General features: G+C 70.8%; 24 protein-coding genes. 14 read left to right on the top strand and 10 right to left on the bottom strand.

What is annotated here, in order from left to right; all coding sequences use genetic code 11:
• Positions 1 to 536: 536 nt before the first annotated feature.
• From ACQPXS_RS30340 to ACQPXS_RS30350, 3 genes are read right to left on the bottom strand one after another with little or no spacing between them, the layout of a single operon-like run.
• Positions 537 to 1,286 (bottom strand): VOC family protein, encoded by a 750-nt coding sequence (locus tag ACQPXS_RS30340; protein ID WP_433452425.1) that lies wholly within the window; start codon positions 1,284 to 1,286, stop codon positions 537 to 539.
• 43 nt (positions 1,287 to 1,329) lie between these two features.
• A complete protein-coding gene (locus tag ACQPXS_RS30345) occupies positions 1,330 to 1,746 on the bottom strand; it encodes a VOC family protein (protein ID WP_351799586.1) in 417 nt (138 codons plus the stop codon).
• Between the two features lie 38 nt (positions 1,747 to 1,784).
• The gene (locus ACQPXS_RS30350; protein WP_399173121.1) at positions 1,785 to 2,183 is read right to left on the bottom strand and encodes a helix-turn-helix transcriptional regulator; all 399 of its coding nucleotides are present in this window, start codon (positions 2,181 to 2,183) and stop codon (positions 1,785 to 1,787) included.
• Between the two features lie 139 nt (positions 2,184 to 2,322).
• On the opposite strand from ACQPXS_RS30350, the gene ACQPXS_RS30355 reads away from it, so the two are divergent.
• Together ACQPXS_RS30355 and ACQPXS_RS30360 are read left to right on the top strand one after the other, a co-directional pair.
• Entirely contained in the window at positions 2,323 to 3,477 is a 1,155-nt protein-coding gene (locus ACQPXS_RS30355) for an anion permease (protein WP_433452427.1), read from the top strand.
• A gap of 17 nt (positions 3,478 to 3,494) precedes the next feature.
• A complete protein-coding gene (locus ACQPXS_RS30360; protein WP_433452428.1) occupies positions 3,495 to 3,731 on the top strand; it encodes a hypothetical protein in 237 nt (78 codons plus the stop codon).
• 79 nt (positions 3,732 to 3,810) lie between these two features.
• On the opposite strand, the gene ACQPXS_RS30365 is transcribed toward ACQPXS_RS30360, so the two are convergent.
• Positions 3,811 to 4,845, bottom strand: coding sequence for a LacI family DNA-binding transcriptional regulator (locus tag ACQPXS_RS30365; protein ID WP_433456016.1), 1,035 nt, complete (start codon positions 4,843 to 4,845; stop codon positions 3,811 to 3,813).
• A 302-nt stretch (positions 4,846 to 5,147) separates the two neighbouring features.
• On the opposite strand from ACQPXS_RS30365, the gene ACQPXS_RS30370 reads away from it, so the two are divergent.
• Genes ACQPXS_RS30370 through ACQPXS_RS30385 form a run of 4 tightly spaced genes read left to right on the top strand, consistent with a single transcriptional unit; the run spans position 5,148 to position 9,994 of the window.
• The gene (locus ACQPXS_RS30370) at positions 5,148 to 6,446 is read left to right on the top strand and encodes an ABC transporter substrate-binding protein (protein WP_433452430.1); all 1,299 of its coding nucleotides are present in this window, start codon (positions 5,148 to 5,150) and stop codon (positions 6,444 to 6,446) included.
• An 11-nt stretch (positions 6,447 to 6,457) separates the two neighbouring features.
• Entirely contained in the window at positions 6,458 to 7,498 is a 1,041-nt protein-coding gene (locus ACQPXS_RS30375; protein ID WP_433452431.1) for a carbohydrate ABC transporter permease, read from the top strand.
• Positions 7,495 to 8,328, top strand: a complete 834-nt coding sequence (locus ACQPXS_RS30380) for a carbohydrate ABC transporter permease (protein ID WP_433452432.1) — start codon at positions 7,495 to 7,497, stop codon at positions 8,326 to 8,328. The genes ACQPXS_RS30375 and ACQPXS_RS30380 overlap by 4 nt, the downstream gene beginning before the upstream one ends.
• Before the next feature lie 28 nt (positions 8,329 to 8,356).
• Positions 8,357 to 9,994 (top strand): glycoside hydrolase family 13 protein, encoded by a 1,638-nt coding sequence (locus ACQPXS_RS30385; RefSeq protein WP_433452433.1) that lies wholly within the window; start codon positions 8,357 to 8,359, stop codon positions 9,992 to 9,994.
• Between the two features lie 98 nt (positions 9,995 to 10,092).
• On the opposite strand, the gene sodN is transcribed toward ACQPXS_RS30385, so the two are convergent.
• Positions 10,093 to 10,488, bottom strand: a complete 396-nt coding sequence (gene sodN / locus ACQPXS_RS30390; protein ID WP_351613554.1) for a superoxide dismutase, Ni — start codon at positions 10,486 to 10,488, stop codon at positions 10,093 to 10,095.
• Between the two features lie 144 nt (positions 10,489 to 10,632).
• On the opposite strand from sodN, the gene sodX reads away from it, so the two are divergent.
• The gene (sodX, locus tag ACQPXS_RS30395) at positions 10,633 to 11,067 is read left to right on the top strand and encodes a nickel-type superoxide dismutase maturation protease (protein ID WP_433452435.1); all 435 of its coding nucleotides are present in this window, start codon (positions 10,633 to 10,635) and stop codon (positions 11,065 to 11,067) included.
• Here the strand turns inward: sodX and ACQPXS_RS30400 are convergent.
• Positions 10,971 to 11,600, bottom strand: coding sequence for a CGNR zinc finger domain-containing protein (locus ACQPXS_RS30400; protein WP_356312863.1), 630 nt, complete (start codon positions 11,598 to 11,600; stop codon positions 10,971 to 10,973). The two genes, sodX and ACQPXS_RS30400, sit on opposite strands and share 97 nt — an antisense overlap.
• A 97-nt stretch (positions 11,601 to 11,697) precedes the next feature.
• Here ACQPXS_RS30400 and ACQPXS_RS30405 point away from each other — a divergent pair, with 97 nt between their 5' ends.
• The 3 genes from ACQPXS_RS30405 to ACQPXS_RS30415 all read left to right on the top strand — a co-directional run bounded on the left by ACQPXS_RS30405 (position 11,698) and on the right by ACQPXS_RS30415 (position 13,852).
• On the top strand, positions 11,698 to 12,456 hold the full coding sequence (locus ACQPXS_RS30405; protein WP_433452437.1) for a class I SAM-dependent methyltransferase: 759 nt from the start codon (positions 11,698 to 11,700) through the stop codon (positions 12,454 to 12,456).
• Between the two features lie 158 nt (positions 12,457 to 12,614).
• Entirely contained in the window at positions 12,615 to 13,103 is a 489-nt protein-coding gene (locus tag ACQPXS_RS30410) for a SigE family RNA polymerase sigma factor (protein WP_356312861.1), read from the top strand.
• Complete coding sequence (locus tag ACQPXS_RS30415; RefSeq protein WP_433452439.1) at positions 13,100 to 13,852, top strand: hypothetical protein; 753 nt, start codon at positions 13,100 to 13,102, stop codon at positions 13,850 to 13,852. The genes ACQPXS_RS30410 and ACQPXS_RS30415 overlap by 4 nt, the downstream gene beginning before the upstream one ends.
• Positions 13,853 to 13,942: 90 nt before the next feature.
• Here ACQPXS_RS30415 and ACQPXS_RS30420 read toward each other — a convergent pair whose 3' ends face one another.
• From ACQPXS_RS30420 to ACQPXS_RS30430, 3 genes are read right to left on the bottom strand one after another with little or no spacing between them, the layout of a single operon-like run.
• Positions 13,943 to 14,695, bottom strand: coding sequence for an amino acid ABC transporter ATP-binding protein (locus ACQPXS_RS30420; protein WP_351800202.1), 753 nt, complete (start codon positions 14,693 to 14,695; stop codon positions 13,943 to 13,945).
• A gap of 50 nt (positions 14,696 to 14,745) precedes the next feature.
• A complete protein-coding gene (locus ACQPXS_RS30425; protein ID WP_390680510.1) occupies positions 14,746 to 15,702 on the bottom strand; it encodes an amino acid ABC transporter permease in 957 nt (318 codons plus the stop codon).
• A gap of 41 nt (positions 15,703 to 15,743) precedes the next feature.
• Complete coding sequence (locus tag ACQPXS_RS30430; RefSeq protein WP_356312857.1) at positions 15,744 to 16,703, bottom strand: ABC transporter substrate-binding protein; 960 nt, start codon at positions 16,701 to 16,703, stop codon at positions 15,744 to 15,746.
• A gap of 555 nt (positions 16,704 to 17,258) precedes the next feature.
• Here ACQPXS_RS30430 and ACQPXS_RS30435 point away from each other — a divergent pair.
• The 4 genes from ACQPXS_RS30435 to ACQPXS_RS30450 all read left to right on the top strand — a co-directional run bounded on the left by ACQPXS_RS30435 (position 17,259) and on the right by ACQPXS_RS30450 (position 20,529).
• On the top strand, positions 17,259 to 18,479 hold the full coding sequence (locus ACQPXS_RS30435) for an NAD(P)-dependent malic enzyme (RefSeq protein WP_433452441.1): 1,221 nt from the start codon (positions 17,259 to 17,261) through the stop codon (positions 18,477 to 18,479).
• A gap of 193 nt (positions 18,480 to 18,672) precedes the next feature.
• Entirely contained in the window at positions 18,673 to 19,638 is a 966-nt protein-coding gene (locus ACQPXS_RS30440) for a zinc-binding dehydrogenase (protein WP_433452442.1), read from the top strand.
• A 115-nt stretch (positions 19,639 to 19,753) separates the two neighbouring features.
• A complete protein-coding gene (locus ACQPXS_RS30445; RefSeq protein ID WP_351799620.1) occupies positions 19,754 to 19,963 on the top strand; it encodes a helix-turn-helix domain-containing protein in 210 nt (69 codons plus the stop codon).
• Positions 19,963 to 20,529 (top strand): Clp protease N-terminal domain-containing protein, encoded by a 567-nt coding sequence (locus ACQPXS_RS30450; RefSeq protein ID WP_433456018.1) that lies wholly within the window; start codon positions 19,963 to 19,965, stop codon positions 20,527 to 20,529. Before ACQPXS_RS30445 ends, ACQPXS_RS30450 begins: the two co-directional genes overlap by 1 nt.
• Before the next feature lie 754 nt (positions 20,530 to 21,283).
• Here the strand turns inward: ACQPXS_RS30450 and ACQPXS_RS30455 are convergent.
• Entirely contained in the window at positions 21,284 to 22,327 is a 1,044-nt protein-coding gene (locus ACQPXS_RS30455) for a helix-turn-helix transcriptional regulator (protein ID WP_433452443.1), read from the bottom strand.

Below are 22,327 nucleotides of genomic sequence, written 5' to 3' on the forward strand. Positions count from 1 at the left end.
AGACGCCGGCCGCTGGGTGCCCGGCGCCCGCGGCAGCGGCCTCGCGTACGAGGGTCGTGTGCCTCCACAGGACGACGGCTCGCTGACCGGTGTCCGTCGCTCGTCTCATCGGCCGGCGTCGGGCAGGCTGCCGGTGTCCGGGTCGCGGCCGGTCGGGCAGTAGACGCCGCACGCCGGTGCCCAGCGCGTGCGGCCGCGGCGGGGTGACGACCGCTCCTGTCCGAAGAGTCCGTGGGCGGTTCGGGCCGAGGCGGCCTCTCGTACGGGGGTCGTGTGCCTCTATGGGACGACGGTTCGCCGACCGGCATTCGTCGCCTGTCTTATCGGCCGGCGTCCGGCAGGCCGCCGGTGTCCGGGCCGGGGCCGGTCGGGCAGTAGACGCCGCACGCCGGGTGCCCGGCGCCTGCGGCAGCGGCGGGGTGACGACCGCTCCTGTCCGCCGAGCCCACCGGCGGATCCGGCCGAGGCGGCCTCTCGTACGGGGGTCGTGTGCCTCTATGGGACGACGGTTCGCCGACCGGCATTCGTCGCCCGTCTCACCGGCCGGCGTCCGGCAGGCCGCCGGTGCTCGGGTCGCGGCCGGTCAGGCAGTAGCTGCCGGCCGCCGGGTCGCGCAGCACCGTCCAGTGCGGGCCCCCACCCACCACGACGGCGCCGAGCTGCTCGTGCCGGGCGCGGACGGCGGCGAGGTCCGCGCAGGCCAGGTCGAGGTGGGCGGAGGCGGGGCGCTCGGCGTCGAGCCGCTGGAGCAGGATCCGCACGGGCAGCCCCGCCGGCGGCTTCAGCACCTCGAACTCCGGCCGCGACCCCTTCAGCCGCTCCCAGCCGGTGAGACCGGCCCAGAAGTCCGACTCGGCGGCGTACGCCGACGGCGGGATGTCCAGGCACACCTGGTCCAGTCGGCTGCCTGCCACCACCGGCGGCCGTACCGTCTCGCCGTGCCAGGGCACGGCACAGAACAACTGCCCCGCAGGAGAACGCAGTACGGCCCAGTCGCCGTGGTCCGCCACCAGCTCCGCGCCGAGTTCCAGGGCCGCCCCGGTCACTTCCCGTACGTCCTCGGCGCAGAGGTCGAGATGGGCGCCGCCGTCGCCCTCGGTGACGCCCTGGAGCTTCACACACGCGTCCGCGCCGGCCGCCTCCTCGGGCAGCAGGGTCATGAACTCGCCCCGCTCGCCCCGGGGTTCGGAGGCGTGGGTGCCGGTGACGGCGGTCCAGAAGGCGCGCGCCTCGGGTAGCCGCGCGGCGGGCCGGTCGACGAAGGCGTACGTCCAGCGAATGATCACGGCCTGGAGTCTAGGCGCGAACCCCCCGAAGGTCCGCGGACTTTCACTCCGCGGGCCGCTGGAGGAAGCGCAGCTGGTTGCCCGCCGGGTCCCGGAAGGCACAGTCGCGCACCCCGTACGGCTGGTCCGTCGGCTCCTGGAGCACATCGGCGCCGGACTCCCGCACCCGCTCGAACAGCGCGTCGCAGTCCTCGGTCGTGAAGATGACACCCCTCAGCATGCCCTTGGCGAGCAGCTCCGCGAGCGCCTGCCGGTCGGCGGGGGAGGCGTCCGGGTTCGCGCCGGGCGGCTCCAGCACGATCTCGACGTCCGGTTGCAGCGGCGAGCCCAGCGTCACCCAGCGCATGCCCTCGAAGCCCACGTCGTTGCGGACCTCCAGGCCGAGCACGTCACGGTAGAAGGCGAGCGCCTTGTCATGGTCGTCCACCGCGATGAAGCACTGCTTGAGTTTCACGTCCATGCGCTCACGCTAGGCCCATCCGGGCCGGGGCGCGCGGTTCAGTACGAGCGGCGGCGTGGGCGGGTGAACGTACGGGCCACGCAGGACGGGATCACGGCGCTCTCCTCGTGGTCGCGGGCCCGGTAGGCGCTCGGCGTCTCCCCGACCAGCTCGGTGAAGCGGGAGCTGAAGGAGCCGAGCGACGTACACCCCACGGCGAGGCACACCTCGGTCACGGTGAGGTCGCCCCGGCGCAGCAGTGCCTTGGCGCGCTCGATCCTGCGGGTCATCAGATAGCTGTACGGCGTCTCCCCGAAGGCCTTGCGGAAGCTGCGCTGGAAGTGGCCCGGGGACATGTGGGCGCCCCGGGCCAGCTCGGTCATGTCGAGCGGCTCGGCGTACTCACGGTCCATGCGGTCGCGCACGCGCCGCAGCCGTCTGAGGTCCTCCAGGGTCACGTCCACAGCTTGGCACAGGGCACCGACATCGAGAGATGAAACGATTTCGCACTGGACTGCACAACAGGCTCCCCCGTCTTCGACACGTCGTTCGCCCTCAGTTCTCCGCGCATTGGCCGGCTCTTGCTTGCCTTGGGGAATGGACCACATCACGTTCCTCGTGGCGGTCGTCATCGTCACGGCACTGGCGTTCGACTTCACGAACGGGTTCCACGACACCGCGAACGCGATGGCCACCTCCATCGCCACCGGCGCCCTCAAGCCGCGCACCGCGGTCCTGGTCAGCGGGATCCTCAACATCGTCGGGGCCTTCCTCTCCACCGAGGTGGCCAAGACGATCTCCGGCGGGATCGTCGACGACACCCTGGTCAGCCCGGCGATGATCTTCGCGGGGCTGGTCGGCGCGATCCTGTGGAACCTGCTGACCTGGCTCGCCGGGCTGCCCTCCAGCTCCTCCCACGCCCTCTTCGGCGGCCTGATCGGCGCGGTCTGGGTCGGTGCGGGCTCCCACGGGGTGCACTTCGACAAGGTCGTCGACAAGGTGCTGATCCCGGCCGTGGCCTCGCCGGTGGTGGCCGGCGTGGCCGCCCTGGTCGCCACCTACCTCGCCTACAAGCTCTCCACCCGCGCCCGCCAGGACTCGGTGACCAGGGGCTTCCGCCTCGGCCAGATTGCCTCCGCCTCCCTGGTGTCCCTCGCGCACGGCACCAACGACGCGCAGAAGACGATGGGCGTGATCACGCTGACCCTGATCTCGGCGGGCGCGCTCGGCCATGACGCGGGCCCGCCGGTGTGGGTGATCGGCGCGGCGGGCCTCGCCATCGGTCTCGGCACCTACCTGGGCGGCTGGCGGATCATCCGCACCATGGGCAAGGGCCTGGCGGAGATCCAGTCACCGCAGGGCTTCGCCGCCGAGACGGCCTCCACGACCGTGATCCTCACCTCGGCCCACCTGGGCTTCGCGCTGTCCACGACCCAGGTCGCCTCGGGCAGCATCCTGGGCGCGGGGCTGGGCCGCCGCCTCGCGGAGGTCCGCTGGGGCGTGGCCGGCCGCATGGTGTTGGCCTGGCTGATCACCCTGCCCGCCGCCGCGCTGGTCGGCGGCCTCGCGGCGAGCGTGGTCAAGCACGGCGGCGACCTCGGTACGGCGGTCATCGCCCTGGTCGCCGTGGCCCTCGCCGGCGCCATCGTCGCCGCTTCCCGCCGTAACCCGGTGCGCGCCGACAACGTCAACGACCACCACGAGGTCACCGTCCGCACCCCGGCCCCGACGAACGTCGGCACGGCCGCCTGAACCCTCGGGGAGCCCCCATGCATGTCGACTGGTCCGCCCTCGGCAAGGTCGCCGCGGTCAGCCTCGGTGTCACCGTCGCCGTGGTCGTCGTCTTCACCTTCGGCGTCCTGGGCCTGTCCCGGGCCGAAGCCGACCGTGCCGAAGCCGGAGCCGGAGCCGCCACCGTGGGCCGGGCCCTGGCCGGCCTGTGCTTCCTCGCCTGCGCGGCGGTGGTGGCGTACGGGATCTATCTGATCGTGCCGCAGTTCCACTGACGGCGAGTCCGCACGAGCAGGGGCCCGGTCGAGGGGGATCCGACCGGGCCCCTTTCCCGGACTCGTCCGGCGGAAGGCCTCAGGCGCGCGGAGGTTCGCCGTCGGTGTCCCGCTCGCCGTGCGGGGCGGGCGCGGTGGTGGCCCGTGGGATCAGATGGGTGGGCAGCACGATGTGCTGCTCGTGGTCCGCCTCGGAGTCGTCGATGAGGCTCAGGGCCAGCCGGCCGGCCTCGCGGCCGATGTCCGAGGGCGACTGGGCGATGGTGGACAGGTCGAACCAGTCGGCCGCCGGCTGGTCGTCGAAGCCCAGGACGGACATCTGCGCGGGTACCTCGATGTGGGTACGGCGCAGGGCCCGGATGACGGCGACGGCGACCTGGTCCTGTTCGGCGAAGACGGCGGTGGGCGGCTCGCGCAGGCTCAGCAGCTTTCCGAGCGCTTCGGCGGTGGCCCGTTTGTCGCCGACCGGCAGTCCGGCCACGAGGTCGTCGTCGAGCGGGATGCCCGCTTCGGTGAGCGCCTGCTGGTAGCCGAGCAGCCGCTCGTTGGAGCTGAACGAGAAGCCGCTCGCGCCCACCGTCTTGAGGAAGGCGATCCGGCGGTGGCCCAGGTGGAGCAGGTGCCGGGTGCCGCGCAGGGCGCCGGCGACGTCGTCGACGTACACGCTGGGGCGGCCGTCGACGTGCTGGCTCACATAGATGACCGGCATCCCGAGCGTGTCCAGCCGGTCCGTCTCCTCCTCGGTGAGGTCGAAGGAGAAGACCAGGAGCGCGTCGGCGTTCCGGCGGGCGGGCAGCCGGTCGAAGAACGAGGTGCGCTCGGCGAGGTCGGGTATCACGTAGACCGTCAGCTCCATGCCCGCCGCCCGCAGCAGCGGGGCCAGGCTGGAGAGGGCCGAGCCCATGAACCACGCGTTGAGGGTGGGGACGAGCACCGCCACGGTCCCGGTCCTGCCCGTGACAAGGCTCGCGGCCTGCCGGGAGACGGCGAAGTTCAGTTCGCGGGCGGCCTGTTCGACGCGGGCGCGGACCTCCGGCGAGACGGTGGTCAGGCCGCGCAGGGTCCGCGAGACGGTGGACGTGGACACCCCGGCCCGTTCGGCGACGTCAGCCATCGTGGGGTGTCGCTGAGCTGGTGGCATGTAACGGACGGTAGCACAGCGAGCCTTGTTCAGAGGCCCCGTGAGACAGCGCTTTCATAGCGCGGAGCGTCCTGCTGCCTCTCGTTACCCGGAAGTAACGCATTGACTTCCGCTTACGCCACTCCTACCGTGCAAGCGTTGTCTCAACCCCGGTCAAATCATTTTCCTGTGGGCGCAGGAAAGTGGCTTTGACCTGCGTGTTTGATCAATAAGTTGCCGTGACAACGCAGTCTCGCAACAGAGTCGCCTCAGGTTCCGCACGACCAGGAGAGACAGTGAAGACCACAACCGCCAGAGCCCTTCGATGCTCGGCCGCGCTCGCCGCCGCCGGGCTCCTCCTCGCCGCCTGCGGCTCGTCCGACGACGGCGGTGGCGCGGGGAAGTCCGGGTCCACCTCCTTCACCGGCCGCGGCCCCATCACCTACGTGGCCGGCAAGGACACCACCGGCGCGGTCCAGCCGGTCCTCGACCAGTGGAACAAGCTGCACCCCAAGGAGAAGGTCACCTTCATCCAGCTGCCGACGGACGCCGACGCGCAGCGCCAGCAGATGATCCAGAACGCGGAGACGAAGTCCGACGCCTACACGGTGCTCTCCCTGGACGTCGTGTGGACGTCGGAGTTCGCCGCCCACCAGTGGATCGACAGGCTGCCGGAGGGGAGCTTCCCGCTGGACAAGATGCTCAAGCCGGTGGTGGAGACGGCCAAGTACCGCGGCGGTCTGTACGCGGCCCCGGCCAGTTCCGACGGCGGACTGCTGTACTACCGCACCGACCTGCTCAAGCACGCCGGAGTCACCAAGCCCCCGACGACCTGGGCGGAGATGAAGACCGACTGCGCCAAGGTGAAGAAGCTGCCCGAGGCCAAGGGCATGTCCTGCTACGCCGGGCAGTTCCAGAAGTACGAGGGCCTGACGGTGAACTTCTCCGAGGCCGTGAACTCCGCCGGCGGTTCCGTCACCGACGCGAACGGCAAGCCCGACGTCGACACCCCCGAGGCGGCGAAGGGACTGGACTTCCTCGCCGGCTCCTTCCGGGACGGGACGATACCCAAGGCGGGGATCACCTACCAGGAGGAGGACGGCCGGCAGGCGTTCCAGGCCGGCAAGCTGGTCTTCCTGCGCAACTGGCCGTACATGTACGCGCTCGCCGGCAAGAGCGAGGTGGCCGGCAAGTACGCCGTCGCGCCGCTGCCCGGCCTGAACGGACCCGGCGCCTCCAGCCTGGGCGGTCACAACCTGGCCCTGTCGTCCTTCGCCAAGAACAAGGCCACGGCCCTGGACTTCATGAAGTTCTACAGCGGCGAGACCACCGCGAAGACCTTCCTGGAGAAGGCCTCCCTCGCCCCGCCGTACGCGGCCCTGTACGACGACCCGTCACTGTCCCGGCAGTATCCGTACCTTCCGGTCCTCAAGCAGTCGATCCTGCGCGCCGTGCCGCGCCCGCGCGTCGTCCAGTACGGCGATGTCACCTCGGCGGTCCAGCAGGAGGCGTACGCGGCGCTGACCGGCACCAAGAGCAGCGCCCAGGCGCTGAAGGACCTGCAGCGGGAGCTGCTCAAGGCCACGGCGCAGTGAGGGGCGGGGCCATGACCGACATCGAGATCCCGTCCGGACCCGCCGCCGACGAGTCCCACCCCCCGTCCCGTACACCGGTGAAGGCCCTGCGGTCCCGCTCCCGGGCCCGCGCCACGGCCGGTGCCGGGCGGATGGCGGCCCTGCTGGTGTCCCCGACGCTGCTCGTCCTGACGATCGTCGTGCTGTACCCGACGGTGATGGCGCTGCGGGAGTCGCTGTACGGGGCGAAGGGGCTGGACCCGAGCACCGGCTTCATCCGCAGCACCGAGCCGTTCGTCGGGCTGAGGAACTACGCCGACATCTTCGGCGCGGCCGGGGACCGGTTCTGGAACGCCTTCTGGAACACCACCTTCTTCACCGTCGTCACCGTCGGTCTGGAGACGGTGATCGGTGTGGCCATGGCCCTGATCATGCACCGTGCGTTCAGCGGCCGGGCCCTGGTCCGGGCGAGCATCCTCATCCCCTGGGCGGTGCCCACGGCCATCTCCGGCCTGCTGTGGCGGTGGATCTTCAACAGCGACGGCATCGCCAACGCCCTGATCGGCCACCAGATCCTGTGGACCACCGAGGGCTTCCACGCCAAGGTCGCGGTCATCGTCGCCGAGGTGTGGAAGACCGCCCCGTTCATCGGGCTGCTGGTCCTGGCCGGACTGCAGGTGATCCCGAACGAGGTCTACGAGGCGGCCCGCATCGACGGGGCCCGGGCGCTGCGCCGGTTCTGGCACATCACGCTGCCGCTGGTGAAGCCCGCCCTGCTGGTGGCGATGCTGTTCCGCTGCATGGACGCGCTGCGGATGTTCGACCTGCCCTACATCCTCATCGGCGCGCAGAAGAACTCGGTGGAAACCCTGTCCATGCTGGCGCAGAACGAGGCGTCCAACGTCCGCTTCGGGCCCGCCTCCGCCTACGCGGTCCTGCTCTTCCTGTACGTCTTCCTCATCGCGCTCGCCTTCGTACGGCTGCTCGGCGCCGATCTCGTCGGCGACACCGGCGGCAGCCGTCGCAGGAGAGGCGGGCTCGTGTTCGCACGCCGCGCGGAGGTGACGGCATGACGACCACGGCGAAATGGCGCGGCCGGCTGCTGTACGTGGGGGTCGCCGCGGTGGTGGCCTACTGCCTGGCCCCGTTCTACTGGATGCTGGTCTCCAGCCTGCGCCGCACCAGCGACATCTTCGACACCTCGCCCGTCCCGTCCCCGGTGTCCTTCGCGAACTACCGGTCGCTGTTCGGCGCCTCCCAGGGGTTCACCCGGGCGCTGCTCAACAGCCTGGTCGTGGCCGGCACCACCACCGTGCTGGCGCTGGCGCTGGCCACGTTCACCGCCTACGCGATGGCCCGGCTGGAGTTCCGGTTCAAGCGGCTGATCCTCACCCTGATCATCGCCACCTCGATGTTCCCGGTGGTGTCGATCGTGGTCCCGCTGCTGAAGCTGTTCACGGACTTCGGCTGGATCAACACCTACCAGTCCATGATCGTGCCGAGCATGTCCTTCACGCTGCCGCTGGCGGTGTGGAACCTGACCACGTTCTTCCGGCAGATGCCGGACGAGCTGGAGCACGCCGCCATGGTCGACGGCTGCACCCGCGGCCAGGCGTTCCGCAAGGTCATCATCCCGCTCGCCGCGCCCGGCATCTTCACCACCGCGATCATCACCTTCATCGCCGCCTGGAACGAGTTCCTCATCGCCCTGTCGATGACCAACCGCCCGAACATGCAGACCGCACCGGTCGCCATCTCCAAGTTCACCGGCGCCACGACGTACGAGACCCCGTTCGGCAGCCAGATGGCCGCGGGCGTCCTCGTCACGATCCCGCTGGTGGTCATGGTGCTGCTCTTCCAGCGCCGCATCGTCGCCGGCCTGACGGCCGGTGCCGCGAAGTGAACCCCTCGTCTAAGGAGCACCACACCTGATGCCCGGTACCGCACCCTGGTGGCGCAGCGCCGTCATCTACCAGGTCTACATACGCAGCTTCGCCGACGGGAACGGTGACGGCATCGGTGACATCGCCGGCATCCGCTCCCGCCTGCCGTACCTGAAGTCGCTGGGAGTGGACGCCCTCTGGATCAACCCGTGGTACAAGTCGCCGCAGGCGGACCACGGTTACGACGTGGCCGACTACCGCGCGATCGACCCGCTGTTCGGCACCGTCGCCGAGGCCGAGCAGCTCATCGAGGAAGCCCACCGGCACGGGATCCGTATCATCCCCGACATGGTGCCCAACCACACCTCCGACCAGCACGCCTGGTTCCAGGCGGCGTTGGCGGCCGGCCCGGGCAGCCCGGAGCGCGAGCGCTACGTCTTCCGCCCCGGCCGCGGCACCGACGGCGACCTGCCGCCCAACGACTGGGTGTCCTCCTTCGGCGGCCCGGCCTGGACCCGGCTGCCGGACGGGGAGTGGTACCTGCACCTCTTCGCCCCCCAGCAGCCCGACCTGAACTGGCAACACCCCGAGGTGCGGGCCGAGTTCGAGTCGATCCTGCGCTTCTGGTTCGCGCGGGGCGTGGACGGCTTCCGTATCGACGTGGCGCACGGACTGATCAAGCACCCCGAACTGCCCGACCTGCCGCCGCGCCCGGCCGGGGCCGACCGGCGCCGGCTCCACCTCGACCACCCGCACTGGGACCGCGACGAGGTCCACGACGTCTACCGCGCCTGGCGCAAGGTGGCCGACGAGTTCCCCGGCGACCGGTGCTTCGTCGCCGAGGCCTGGGCCGACACCCCCGAGCGGCTGGCCGCCTACGTCCGCGCCGACGGCCTGCACACCGCGTTCAACTTCGACTTCCTGATGTCCAGTTGGGACCCGAAGGACCTGCGCACGGTCATCGACGACTCGCTCGCCATGCTCGGCGCGGTCGGCGCGCCCGCCACCTGGGTGCTCTCCAACCACGACGTCATGCGCCACGCCAGCCGGTACGGCCGCAGGGCGACCAAGCGCTGGGTGGCCAACGAGCGCTACGAACCCGAAGGCCCCCTCGACCTGGAACTGGGCACCCGCCGCGCCCGGGCCGCCGCCCTCCTCATGCTCGCCCTGCCCGGCGGCGCCTACATCTACCAGGGCGAGGAACTCGGCCTGCCGGAGGTCGAGGACCTGCCCGAGGCGGTGCTGCAGGACCCCGTCTGGGAACGCTCCGGCCACACCGACCGCGGCCGCGACGGCTGCCGGGTGCCGATCCCCTGGTCCGGGCGGAGCACACCGTACGGCTTCAGCCCCGGGGACGCCTCCGCCGCGCCCTGGCTGCCGCAGCCCGCGGACTGGGCCGCGTACACCGTCGAGGCGCAGACCGGCGACGAGACCTCCATGCTGGAGCTCTACCGCGCCGCGCTGCTCCGCCGCCGCGAGCACCCCGCCCTCGGCGACGGCACCCTCACCTGGCTGGACGCCCCCACCGGAGTCCTCGCCTTCCGCCGCGACCCCGGCTTCGTCTGCGTGGTCAACCTCTCCACCGAGCCGTACCCCCTCCCCGACCACACCGCGGTCCTGCTGACCAGCGGCCCCGTGGAGAACGGCCACTTGGCCCCCGACCAGGCGGCCTGGCTCACGGTGTAGCACGCCCCCGGCGGCCTCGGCTGCCACCCCGTCCGCACCCAGGCAAGGGGCCCGGTCGGAGCAACCGACCGGGCCCCTTTCGCGTGGGGGAGAAAGCCTCAGGCCTTCTTGGTCTCCCAGAAGATCTTGTCGATCTGGGCGATGTAGTCCAGCGCCTTCTGGCCCGTCGCCGGGTCGGTGGACGCCTTGGCGGCCGAGAGGGCCTTCAGGGTGTCGTTGACCAGCTGGTGCAGCTCCGGGTACTTCTCGAAGTGCGGGGCCTTGAAGTAGTCGCTCCAGAGCACGGAGACGTGGTGCTTCGCGAGCTCCGCGCGCTGCTCCTTGATGACGGTGGCACGCGCCTGGTAGTGGGGGTCGTCGTTGCCGGCCATCTTGTCCTGGATGGCCTTCACCGACTCCGCCTCGATGCGGGCCTGGGCCGGGTCGTACACGCCGCAGGGCAGGTCGCAGTGGGCGCTGACCTTGACCTTGGGGGCAAACAGGCGGGAAAGCATGGAGCATTCCTTCCTCGTGATCGTCTTCTCAGGTGCGACATTACTCCCTGAGCAAGGCGATTTCTCGGGTGCCCCCTAGGGCTTAGGACAAAAGTCCAGGGTCAGACTGAGACTGGTGGAGGAACGGACCGGGAGGTGCCGGGGATGCCGGAGCTGTCGCAGGAGACCGAGCGGGGGAGGGCCGTGGCGCCCTTCGGAGTGGCGGAAGTGACCGGGCCGTCCATGGTGCCCACCCTCCTGCACGGGGACCGGCTGCTGGTGCAGTACGGCGCGCCGGTCCGGACGGGGGACGTCGTCGTGCTGCGGCATCCGTTCCAGCAGGACCTGCTCGTCGTCAAGCGTGCCGTGGAGCGGCGCGACGGCGGCTGGTGGGTGCTGGGCGACAACCCGTACGCGGGCGGGGACAGCACGGACTACGGCGTCGTACCCGATGAGCTCATCCTCGGGCGCGCCCGCTTCCGGTACCGGCCGTTCCCCTCCGGTCAGCGTTCGCCGCTGACGCTGGTGCGCTGGGCGTTCTCCGCGGCGAGGCCGCTGCTGCCCGACCGGTCGGCCTCCAGGCGCTTGCGGGCCCGGTAGGCGGCCACGTTCGCGCGGGTCGCGCAGCGGTCGGAGCAGTAGCGCCGGGAGCGGTTGGTGGAGGTGTCCAGGTAGGCGTTGCGGCAGGGGGCCGCTTCGCACAGGCCCAGGCGGTCCACGCCGTACTCGGTGAGGTGGAAGGCCAGACCCATCGCGGCGATCGCCGCGTAGCCCGCGGTCGCGTTCGACGGGTGGTCGGCCAGGTGCATGTGCCACAGCGGACGGCCGTCCTCGTCGCGGTAGTCGTGGCCGGAGATCTGCGGCGACACCGGGAACTCCAGCAGCAGTGAGTTCAGCAGGTCCACGGCCAGCGTCTCGTCGCCCGAGTCGGCCGCCTCGAAGACCGCGCGCAGCCGCGCCCGCACCGAGCGGAAGCGTGTGACATCGGCGTCGGTGGCGCGGCGGGCCGCCGACGCGTTGGCGCCGAAGAGGTCGCGGACGGCCTCGACCGAGGTCAGCGAGTCCTTGCCCCGGGCCGGCTCCTCGCTGTTGACGAGACGGACGGCGTAATCCGAGTAATAGGCCAGTTCCACTTGTAGTCCTTACGAGGGCGCTTTATGGTCGTGTCTGCGGTCGGGTAACAGCCGGTCGTACTTCCAGGGTATTACGCAGACAAGGGGGACGGGCTTCATGACTACGAGCACGGGCACCGACTGGGCCGCGTGGCAGGAGAGCTGGGACCGGCAGCAGGAGTGGTACATGCCGGACCGCGAGGAACGCTTCCGGATCATGCTCGACATGGTCGAGGCGCTGGTCGGCACCGCCCCGCGGGTCCTCGACCTGGCCTGCGGCACCGGCAGCATCACCGCCCGGCTGCTGCGCCGGTTCCCGGCGGCCACCAGCACCGGCGTCGACCTCGACCCGGCCCTGCTCGCCATCGCGCGCGGCACCTTCGAGGGCGACGACAGGGTCACCTTCGTCGCGGCCGACCTCAAGGACCCGCACTGGCCGGCGAGGCTGCCGTACGACTCCTACGACGCCGTCCTGACCGCGACGGCCCTGCACTGGCTGCACAGCGAACCCCTCGCGGCCCTCTACGGTCAGGTCGCGGAGCTGGTCCGCGACGGCGGTGTCTTCATGAACGCGGACCACATGATCGACGACAGCACGCCCCGGATCAACGCCGCCGAGCGCGCCCGGCGCCACACCCGTATGGATCAGGCCAAACGGGACGGTGCCCTGGACTGGGCCGAATGGTGGCAGCTCGCGGCCGAGGACCCGGTCCTCGCCGAACCGACCGCCCGCCGCTTCGAGATCTACGGCGAGCACGCGGACGGCGACACGCCCTCGGCCGCCTGGCACGCCCGCACTCTGCTGGCACAGGGCTTCGGCGAGGCCCGGCCGGTGTGGTGCTCGCCGTCGGACACGCTGCTGCTCGCCCTCAAGTAGCGGCCGGTACGCGGCGGAGGCGAGCGGGACAGCGGGACAGCGGGAAACGGAGGCGGTACGGACATTCGTACCGCCTCCGCTGCGTCCCCGGGGGACTCCCACCGCACTGGTACGGGTGAGACGGTCCGTATCCGGTGGACCGGCGGAAAGGGGGAGGGATGACGCGGGGCGCGGAAGCGACTCTGCACGCCTTCGTCGAGGGCAGACGCACGGCGCTGTTCCACAGCGCCTATCTGCTGTGCGGCAACCGCGACGAGGCCGAGGACCTCGTCCAGACGACGCTCGTGAGGGTCGTGCTCGGCGCGCGCCGGCACGGGCGTCTGGAGAACCTCGACGCGTATGCGCGCAAGACGCTGGTCAACACCTTCATCTCGGCCCGCCGCCGGTTCTGGCGGCGCGAACAGGCCTACGGCGAACTGCCCGACCTGCCGGGCCGGCCGGTGGACAACGACACCGGTCTGATGGTCCGGGCCGCTCTCGCGGGACTCGCGCCCAAACAGCGGGCGGTGCTCGTGCTGCGCTACTGGGAGGACCTCAGCGTGGCCGCCACCGCCGAGCTGCTCGGGATGCGGGAGAGCACGGTCAAGAGCCACACGGCGAGGGGACTGGCGGCGCTGAAGGCCGCGGTGCGGGAGGAATACGTATGAGCGAGAACGAAGTCGTGCGGGAACTGCTGTGGAAGGCGGCCGCCACCGTACCCGTACCGGAGAGCCGGGGGAGTGAGGCCGTGTTCGCACGGGCCTCCCGGCTGCGCCGGCGGCGGCGCGCGGCGGTGACCGGTGCCCTGGCGGCGGTGGTCGCGGGGGGCGTCGCCCTCGGCTCCGGCGTGCTGCCCGGCGGGAACGGGCAGAGCGTGGCCGCCTCGCCCACCGCCGGGGAGTTCGGCGGCGGTGCGGCGGGGTTCGCCAAGCTGCTGCCCCGGGACGTCGGCAAGGTCCGGGAGGTCTCGCTGCTGCGGCTCATCAAGGGGCTGCCGAAGGCGCCGCTGCTCAAGGACGTGGGGCCGTACGACGGTGACTACGCCATCGCCCGCAAAGACGGGGTCGGGTACGTCACCGTGGGCGTGATGACGGCAAAGGCGGTGCAGGCCAAGCGGGCCGACCGGGACCCCTGCAAGATCGGCAACGTGACACCGCCGGTGCTGAAGTGCACCAACGAGAAGGTGCCCGGCGGCCTGCTGTCCATCTGGCTCACCCCCGCCCAGAAGCTCATCCAGCCGTCGTACTACGGCGCCGAACTTGAGGCGCGGCTGCTGCGGAAGGACGGCAGCGTGCTCTTCGTCCGTGACTGGACGGGCTTTCTGGGCCAGGGCTCGCAGGGCCCGGTGCTCAAGACGTTCCCGTTGACCCGGGCGCAGCTGCGCGAACTGGCGCTGAGGCCGCAGCTGCTGCCGTAGCGGCGCAGCCGTCGTGGCCGGGAACCCGAAGAGGGCACACGAAAAGGGGCGGTACGAGGATCCCGTACCGCCCCTTTGCCGTGCGTACCGCTACAGCACCTTGGACAGGAACGCCTGCGTCCGCTCGTGCTGAGGGTTCGTCAGGACGTCGCGAGGATGGCCCGATTCGACCACGACGCCCTCGTCCATGAACACCAGGCTGTCACCCACCTCGCGGGCGAAGCCCATCTCGTGGGTGACGACGACCATGGTCATACCGGACTCGGCGAGGTCCCGCATGACGTCCAGGACGTCACCGACCAGCTCCGGGTCCAGGGCCGAGGTCGGCTCGTCGAACAGCATCAGCTTCGGGTCCATGGCGAGGGCCCGGGCGATCGCCACCCGCTGCTGCTGGCCGCCGGAGAGCTGCGAGGGGTAGTGCCCGGCCCGGTCGGCCAGGCCCACGCGCTCCAGCAACTGCATGGCCCGCTCCCGGGCCTGCACCTTGCCCACGCCCTTGACCTGCACCGGCGCCTCCATGACGTTCTCCAGCGCCGTCATGTGCGGGAACAGGTTGAAGCGCTGGAAGACCATGCCGATGTCCCGGCGCTTGCGCGCGACCTCGCCGTCCTTCAGCTCGTACAGCTTGTCGCCCTTCTGGCGGTAGCCGACCAGCTCGCCGTCGACGTACAGCCGGCCGGCGTTGATCTTCTCCAGATGGTTGATGCAGCGCAGGAACGTCGACTTGCCGGAGCCGGAGGGGCCGATCAGGCAGAACACCTCGCCCGGCTTCACCTCCAGGTCGATGCCCTTGAGCACCTCGACATGACCGAAGGACTTGTGCACGCCCTGCGCCCTGACCATCGGGACCGTGCTCTTGGGCGCGGTGTCCTGCGTCTTGCTGAGCTTGTCGGTCATGCCGTGACCTTCCTGCTCGAGAAGGTCGTCAGGTGTCCCTTGACCTTCTGCCACGGGGTCGGCGGGAGGCTGCGGCTGGAACCACGGGCGTAGTAGCGCTCGATGTAGTACTGGCCGACGCTCAGCACCGAAGTCATGATCAGGTACCAGGCCGCGGCGAGGAAGTACATCTCCACCGGGGCGCCGGAGTTCTGGCCGATGTCCTGGGCGTAGCGGAACAGCTCGGGGAACTGCACGGCCGCCACGAGCGAGGTCGTCTTCAGCATGTTGATGACCTCGTTGCCCGTCGGCGGCACGATGACGCGCATCGCCTGCGGGATGATCACCCGGCGCAGGGTCTTGCCGTGGCTCATGCCCAGCGCGTGGGCCGCCTCGGTCTGGCCCTCGTCCACCGCGAGCAGACCCGCCCGGCAGATCTCGGCCATGTACGCCGCCTCGTTCAGACCCAGGCCGAGCAGCGCCGTCAGCAGCGGCGTCATGAAGTTCGACCACTCGTCCTTGTAGAGCGGCATCAGGTTGATGTAGTGGAAGACCAGGCCCAGGTTGAACCACAGGAACAGCTGGACCAGGACCGGGGTGCCGCGGAAGAACCAGATGTAGAACCAGGCGATGGACGAGGTCACCGGGTTCTTCGACAGCCGCATCACCGCGAGGACGATGCCGCCGACGATGCCGATCAGCATCGACAGGACCGTCAGCATGAGGGTCTTGTAGACACCGGTCATGATCCGGTGGTCGAAGAAGTAGTCCGGCACCGCCTGCCAGTTGATGTCGCCCTGGCCGAAGGCGTAGACGATCGCCACGAGGAGCGCGATGGCGATGAGGGCGGAGACGTACCGCCCGTAGTGCCGGACCGGGATGGCCCGGATGGCCTCCGGGCCGGCCGGGGGAACGGGGTTGTCCCCGGCGCTCTCCCCCGGGCCCTGTCCGGCCGTCTTCTCGATGTCAGTCACGGGTGTTGCCTCTCAGTGGCCGCTTCTGGTGCTTGTGCGGGTCACTTGCCGCCGTTGATCACGGACTCCGTGACGGCGCCGTCCTGGGCGCCCCACTTCTTGAGGATCTTCGCGTACTCGCCGTTCTTGATGATCGCGTTCATCGCGGCCTGCAGCGCGTCGCGCAGCTGGGTGTCCTTCTTGGCCACGGCGATGCCGTACGGGGCCGCCTCGACCTGCTGGCCGACGATCTGGAAGTCCTTGCCGCCGCCGGAGGTCTTCACCGCGTACGCGGCGACCGGGAAGTCGGAGGAGGCCGCGTCCACACCGCCCGAGCGGAGCCGGGTCTGGGACTGCTGGTCGTCGTCGAAGGGCTCGATGGTGAGCTTCTTGCCGCCCGGACACTTCTTGGCCTCCTGCTTGGCCAGGTCCTCCGAGACGGTGCCGCGCTCCACGGCGATCTTCTTGCCGCACAGGTCCGACCAGCCGTTGATGCCCTGGGTGTCGCCCTTGCGGGTGTAGATGGAGACACCGGCGGTCAGGTAGTCGACGAAGTCGACGCCCTCGCCGACCTTCTTGCCCGAGTCCGGGTCGACGCCCTCCTGGCGGTTCTTGTTGTCGGTCATGGCCGACATGGCTATGTCGTAGCGGCCCGAGCGCAGACCGGTGAGCAGGGCGTCGAACGTGCCGTTCTGGAACTCCAGCGTCACGCCGAGCTGCTTGCCCATGGCCGCCGCGAGGTCCGGGTCCAGGCCGACGGCCTTGCCGGAGGAGTCCTTGAACTCCACCGGGGCGTACGCGATGTCCGAACCGACCTCGATCTTGCCCTTGTCCCGGATCTCCTGCGGGAGCTTGCCGGCCAGCGGGGCGCTGGCCGTGGACGCGCTGCCGGAGGCCTTGTCGTTGTCCTTGGTCTGGTCACCGCAGCCGGTGAGCAGCAGGGTGCCCGCGACCGCGATCGCACCGGCCGCTGCCAGACGGGAGCGTGCGGCGGTCGTACGACGGGTGGAGCTTGCGGTCATCGTGGTTCCTCCGGCGGATGGGAAGAGGTGCGATGGGTCAGCGAGAACACACACCTTCGGGTGTCGCGACCTCGTGGGTTTACCGCATCTTGCCATTCGGACCAGCCCATTCAGGGGCGCGGCTATGTCAAAATCGGATAACGGGTCACCCCCGAACCGCATCAGGCCGGTACATCCTTGGTCGTTCCCCCCGAACCATCTGCGGGAATCCAGCCCTCCGGCCGGAAAATCTTCGCCGTGTCTCACGATGTGGTCGCCGCAGGCGCCGATCTGCCGGCGTTCTCACCTGCTCGGGCGTGGTTGTCAGCCGCGTGTCATTTCGCCGTGGCTTTCCGGTTCCGAGATGTGACCTTGCACCTAATGGACTCGTCCTGGGCACCGTCCGTCCGGTAAGAAGGTTCTTTACACCCCTCATCCGGGGCTCAGGGCGCGTGTGCGGCGCGCCCGTCGCGTATGGCCCGTACGTATCAGCAATCGGGCGGTACGCGGTGCCCGCCCACCCCTCACCAGGAGTGGTCGACCCTCAAACCATGCATACCTAAGGGGTACAACGAAGTGGCAGCGGAGATCGTCAATCCTCGCAGCGACAAAACGGACCAGGACGGCGGGGCGGAGCCCCTCGATTCCTTCGATCCGGCGTTCGCGCTGCACCGCGGCGGCAAGATGGCCGTGCAGGCCACCGTGCCGGTCCGCGACAAGGACGACCTTTCCCTCGCGTACACGCCCGGCGTCGCTCGCGTGTGCACCGCGATCGCGGAACAGCCGGAGCTGGTCAACGACTACACATGGAAGTCCTCCGTGGTCGCCGTCGTGACGGACGGTACGGCCGTGCTCGGACTCGGGGACATCGGTCCCGAGGCCTCCCTCCCCGTGATGGAGGGCAAGGCGATCCTGTTCAAGCAGTTCGGCGGCGTCGACGCGGTTCCGATCGCGCTCGACTGCACCGACGTGGACGACATCGTCGAGACCGTCGTCCGGCTCGCCCCGTCCTTCGGCGGAGTGAACCTGGAGGACATCTCGGCACCCCGATGCTTCGAGATCGAGCGCCGGCTCCAGGAGCGCCTGGACATCCCGGTCTTCCACGACGACCAGCACGGCACGGCCGTCGTGACGCTCGCGGCGCTGCGGAACGCGGCGCGGCTCAGCGGGCGGGAGATCGGGCAGCTGCGGGCCGTCATCTCGGGCGCCGGCGCGGCCGGTGTCGCCATCGCCAAGATGCTGGTCGAGGCCGGCATCGGGGACGTGGCCGTGGCCGACCGCAAGGGCGTCGTGTCGGCCGACCGGGAGGACCTGACCCCGGTCAAGCGGGAGCTCGCGGGCTTCACCAACAAGGCCGGCATCAGCGGCTCGCTGGAGGACGCCCTCGCGGGTGCGGACGTCTTCATCGGCGTCTCCGGCGGTACGGTCCCGGAGGAGGCCGTGGCCTCCATGGCCGAGGGCGCCTTCGTGTTCGCGATGGCCAACCCGAACCCCGAGGTGCACCCGGAGGTCGCCCACAAGTACGCGGCCGTGGTCGCGACCGGGCGGTCCGACTTCCCGAACCAGATCAACAACGTGCTGGCGTTCCCGGGCATCTTCGCGGGCGCGCTGCAGGTGCGCGCCTCTCGGATCACCGAGGGGATGAAGATCGCTGCGGCGGAGGCGCTGGCCGCGGTGGTGGGGGACGACCTCGCCGCCGACTATGTGATTCCGTCGCCGTTCGATGAGCGGGTCGCTCCTGCGGTCACGGCCGCGGTGGCTGCGGCCGCTCGGGCCGAGGGCGTCGCTCGTCGCTGAGGTCGCGCTCGATGGCCCCGTCCGTTTGGGCGGGGCCATTTTTTTGCCCGTTCGCCCGCCTGAATCGGGTGTCGGAGGGTTGCCCCGGTGGCGTGGTGTCGGCCTGCGCTGGATGGGTGGCCCTGTGCAAGAGGGTATGTGTCACAGGTCCCCGCGGTTCCGTCGGCTGATCGGCGCACCTATCGTCGGCTGCATGTTCGCTGTCTACGCCGCCCGAATCGACCGCGACCAGCCGCTCAACGGCCTGGAGTTGGGGGAGCGTCCGGCTCCCGAGGCCCGGCCCGGCTGGAGCACCATCTCGGTGCGCGCCGCCTCCCTCAACCACCACGACCTCTGGTCCCTGCGGGGCGTCGGCCTCCCGGAGGACCGGCTCCCGATGATCCTCGGCTGCGACGCCGCCGGCCTCGACGAGGACGGCAACGAGGTCGTCCTGCACTCCGTCATCGGCCAGACCGGCCACGGCGTCGGCCCGAACGAGCCGCGCTCCATCCTCACCGAGCGCTACCAAGGCACCTTCGCCGAGCAGGTCGCCGTGCCGACCTGGAACGTGCTGCCCAAGCCCAAGGAGCTCTCCTTCGCGGAGGCGGCCTGTCTGCCGACGGCCTGGCTGACCGCCTACCGGATGCTGTTCACCAACGCCGGGGTACGGCCCGGTGACTCGGTCCTCGTGCAGGGCGCGGGCGGCGGTGTCGCCACGGCCGCGATCGTGCTCGGCAAGGCGGCGGGACTGCGCGTCTTCGCGACCAGCCGGGACGAGGCCAAGCGGAAGCGGGCACTGGAGCTCGGTGCCGTCGAGGCGGTGGAGCCGGGGGCCCGGCTGCCGCAGCGGGTGGACGCCGTCATCGAGACCGTCGGCGCCGCGACCTGGTCGCACTCGGTGAAGTCGCTGCGGCCCGGCGGCACGATCGTCATCTCCGGTGCCACCAGCGGGGACCGGCCCTCGCACGCCGAGCTGACCCGGATCTTCTTCCTGGAGCTGAAGGTCGTCGGCTCCACCATGGGCACCAAGGAGGAGCTGGAGGACCTGCTCTCCTTCTGCGCCGCGACCGGGGTGCGGCCCGTCATCGACGAGGAACTGCCGCTGGACCGCGCCCGCGAGGGCTTCGAACGGCTCGCCTCGGGCGGGCAGTTCGGGAAGATCGTGCTCACCAACTCCTGAGGTCCTTCGGGAGAGCCGCCGTCGGGCGGGTCCGGATGTCCGGGCCCGCCCTTTTGCGCGCCGTGTCTGTCAACGTTGGTTGACAGGAGCGGCGATGTCAACGTAGGTTGACATCATGACCGAGGCAACCGATCTCGCCGAGCGCGCCGGTGACCGTGATCCGCGGGTCGGGCTGCGGGCCGTGGCCGCGCTGCGCCGGCTGCTGGAGCAGCTGGAGGCGGTACAGGTGCGCAGTGCGCGCAACAAGGGCTGGTCGTGGCAGGAGATCGCCGCGGAGCTCGGAGTCAGCAGGCAGGCCGTGCACAAGAAGTACGGGAGGCAATGATGTTCGAACGCTTCACCAAGGACGCCCGTGAGGTCGTGAAGGGGGCGTTCGTCCACTGCGAACGCTCCGGTGAACAGACCGTCGGCGCCGAGCACCTGCTGCTCGCCCTTCTCGACCGCGAGGGCGGCCGTGCCTCCTTCGCGCTGGCCGCGCTGGGGCTCGGGGAGCGCAAGGCGTCCGTACGGGAGGCGCTGGACGAGGCGCGGCGGCGGGCCGGGCTGTCGCGGGCCGACTCGGACGCGCTGGCGGGGCTGGGGATCGATGTGTCGGAGATCGTCGCCCGGGTCGAGGAGGTGCACGGCGTCGGGGCCATGTCCGGCGACCCGGAGGACCGGCGCCGGTGGTCGGGACGGCGGCCGGGTTTCGGCCCGGGTGCCAGGAACGTCCTGGAACGGTCGCTGCGGGTCGCCGTCGGCCACTACGACCGGCACATCGGTGACGAGCACCTGCTGCTCGCGCTGACCCTCCTGCCCGGGGTGGCCGGCGAGGTCCTGGCGGACCACGGCGTGACCCACGCGTCGATCACCCGCGTGCTGTACGGCGCGGACGAGGCACAGGCCGGCTGAGGCGCGGCTCGGCGTGGGGCGGCTCGGGGCCTGGAGCGGCTCGGTTGAGGTGCGGCTCGCTGGGTTGTGGGGCCGGTCGGCTGGCGCCCGCTTGGGTGGTCGGCGCCGGCGAGAGACGCGTGGGTGGGCTGAGGGGTGGCTCGGTTGAGGTGCGGCTCGCTGGGTTGTGGCAGCGGTCGGCTGGCGCCCCGCTTGGGTGGTCGGCAGCGGTGGGGGATGCGTGGGTCGGCTGGGGGATGGCTCGGTTGAGGCGCGACTCGGGGCCGGTCGGCTGGCGCCGGCTCGGGTGGTCGGCGCCGGCGAGAGACGCGTGGGTGGGCTGAGGGGTGGCTCGGTTGAGGTGCGGCTCGCTGGGTGGTGGTACCGGTCGGCTGGCGCCCGATTGGGTGGTCGGCAGCCGTGGCGCGCAGGTCGGCTGAGCGTAAATCGGTTGTGGCATCGGGCGGCTGGTGCCCCGTCTCCGTGGTCGGCAGCGGCGGGAGATGCGCAGGGCCGCTGAGGGGTAGCCCGGGTGAGGCGCAGGCCGGCCGCCGTCCCGGCTCCGCGGTCGGCAGCCGCCTTGGTCTCCCTCGACCGGCAGTCGTTCTGCCCTTCCCGGGGTCGGCAGCCGGCTTGGTCTCCCTGGCCGGCTGCGGGCCCTGATCCCCCTGGACGGCGGCTCGTCCTGCTGCTTCTCAGGGCGGCAGCTCGTCCTGCTCCGTCCCGGGACGGGAGCCCGACCTTGCTCCCCACGACCGGTTGCCGGCCTCCCCGCTCAGGCCTTCGGTGTCCGCAGGAGCGCGGCGATGTGGGCCGCTGCCGTGGACAGATGGCGGCGGGCCTCACCGAGTTGGGTGGGGGTGACTCCGTGGTCGCGGGCCGCGTCGCGGATGTCGTCGCGGAAGCGGTCCAGGAGGCGGTCCAGGTCGCGGGCCGGGTCACCGGTGGGGTCCTCGTGGGCCCAGGCGGGTTCGTACTCGGCCGGGAACTCCTCGTCGGCAGAGACGTAGTGCGCGTCCGACGGTGCGGCGGTGGGCTTCGCGGCCGGTTCCCCGGGGGTGCGGGGGGAGCCCCAGTACTTGCCGAAGTCGCCCAGCTCCCGGGCGAGTTCGGACAGGCCCTCGCGGACGCCCGTCGGCCAGTCGCCCTGGGCGAAGTGGTCCTGGACGCGGTCCTGGACCTGGCGGGCGATGCGCTGCATCTCCTCCTGCGCCTGGGCCCGCGCCCGTGTCTGCGCCTCCTGGGCCTGGCGGCGGGCCCGCTGGGCCTCCTCGCGGGCCCGGCGGCTCTCGTCCTTGGCGCGGCGGGCCTGCTCCTTCCACTCCTGCTTGACCCGGCGCATCTCCTCCTTGGCGGCCTTCCAGGCCTCCTTGTCGCCGAGGTCGCCGTACTCCCCGAAGGGGCCCGCGGCGCCGCCCGCCTTCGCGCCCCGGCGGGCCTCGGACGCGGCGGCACGCATCTCGCGGCGCAGATCGCCGGCCGCGCCGCGCACGTCAGCCTGTATCTCGGCGGCCAGTTCGGCGACCGACTCGCGGATCTCCACTTCCAGGTCGGCCAACTCGCCGCTGCGGTCCGCCAGTTCGGCGCGCCCCGCGTCCGTGATGGAGTACACCTTGCGGCCGCCCTCGGTGGTGTGCCTGACCAGGCCCTCGGCCTCCAGCTTGGCCAGCCGGGGGTAGACCGTGCCCGCCGAAGGGGCGTACAACCCCTGGAAGCGCTCTTCGAGGAGCCTGATCACCTCGTAGCCGTGGCGCGGAGCCTCGTCGAGCAGCTTGAGCAGATACAGGCGGAGGCGCCCGTGGGCGAAGACGGGGGGCAT

Origin of the sequence: Streptomyces sp. CA-142005 (assembly GCF_050942335.1) — a bacterium.
Classification (GTDB): domain Bacteria; phylum Actinomycetota; class Actinomycetes; order Streptomycetales; family Streptomycetaceae; genus Streptomyces.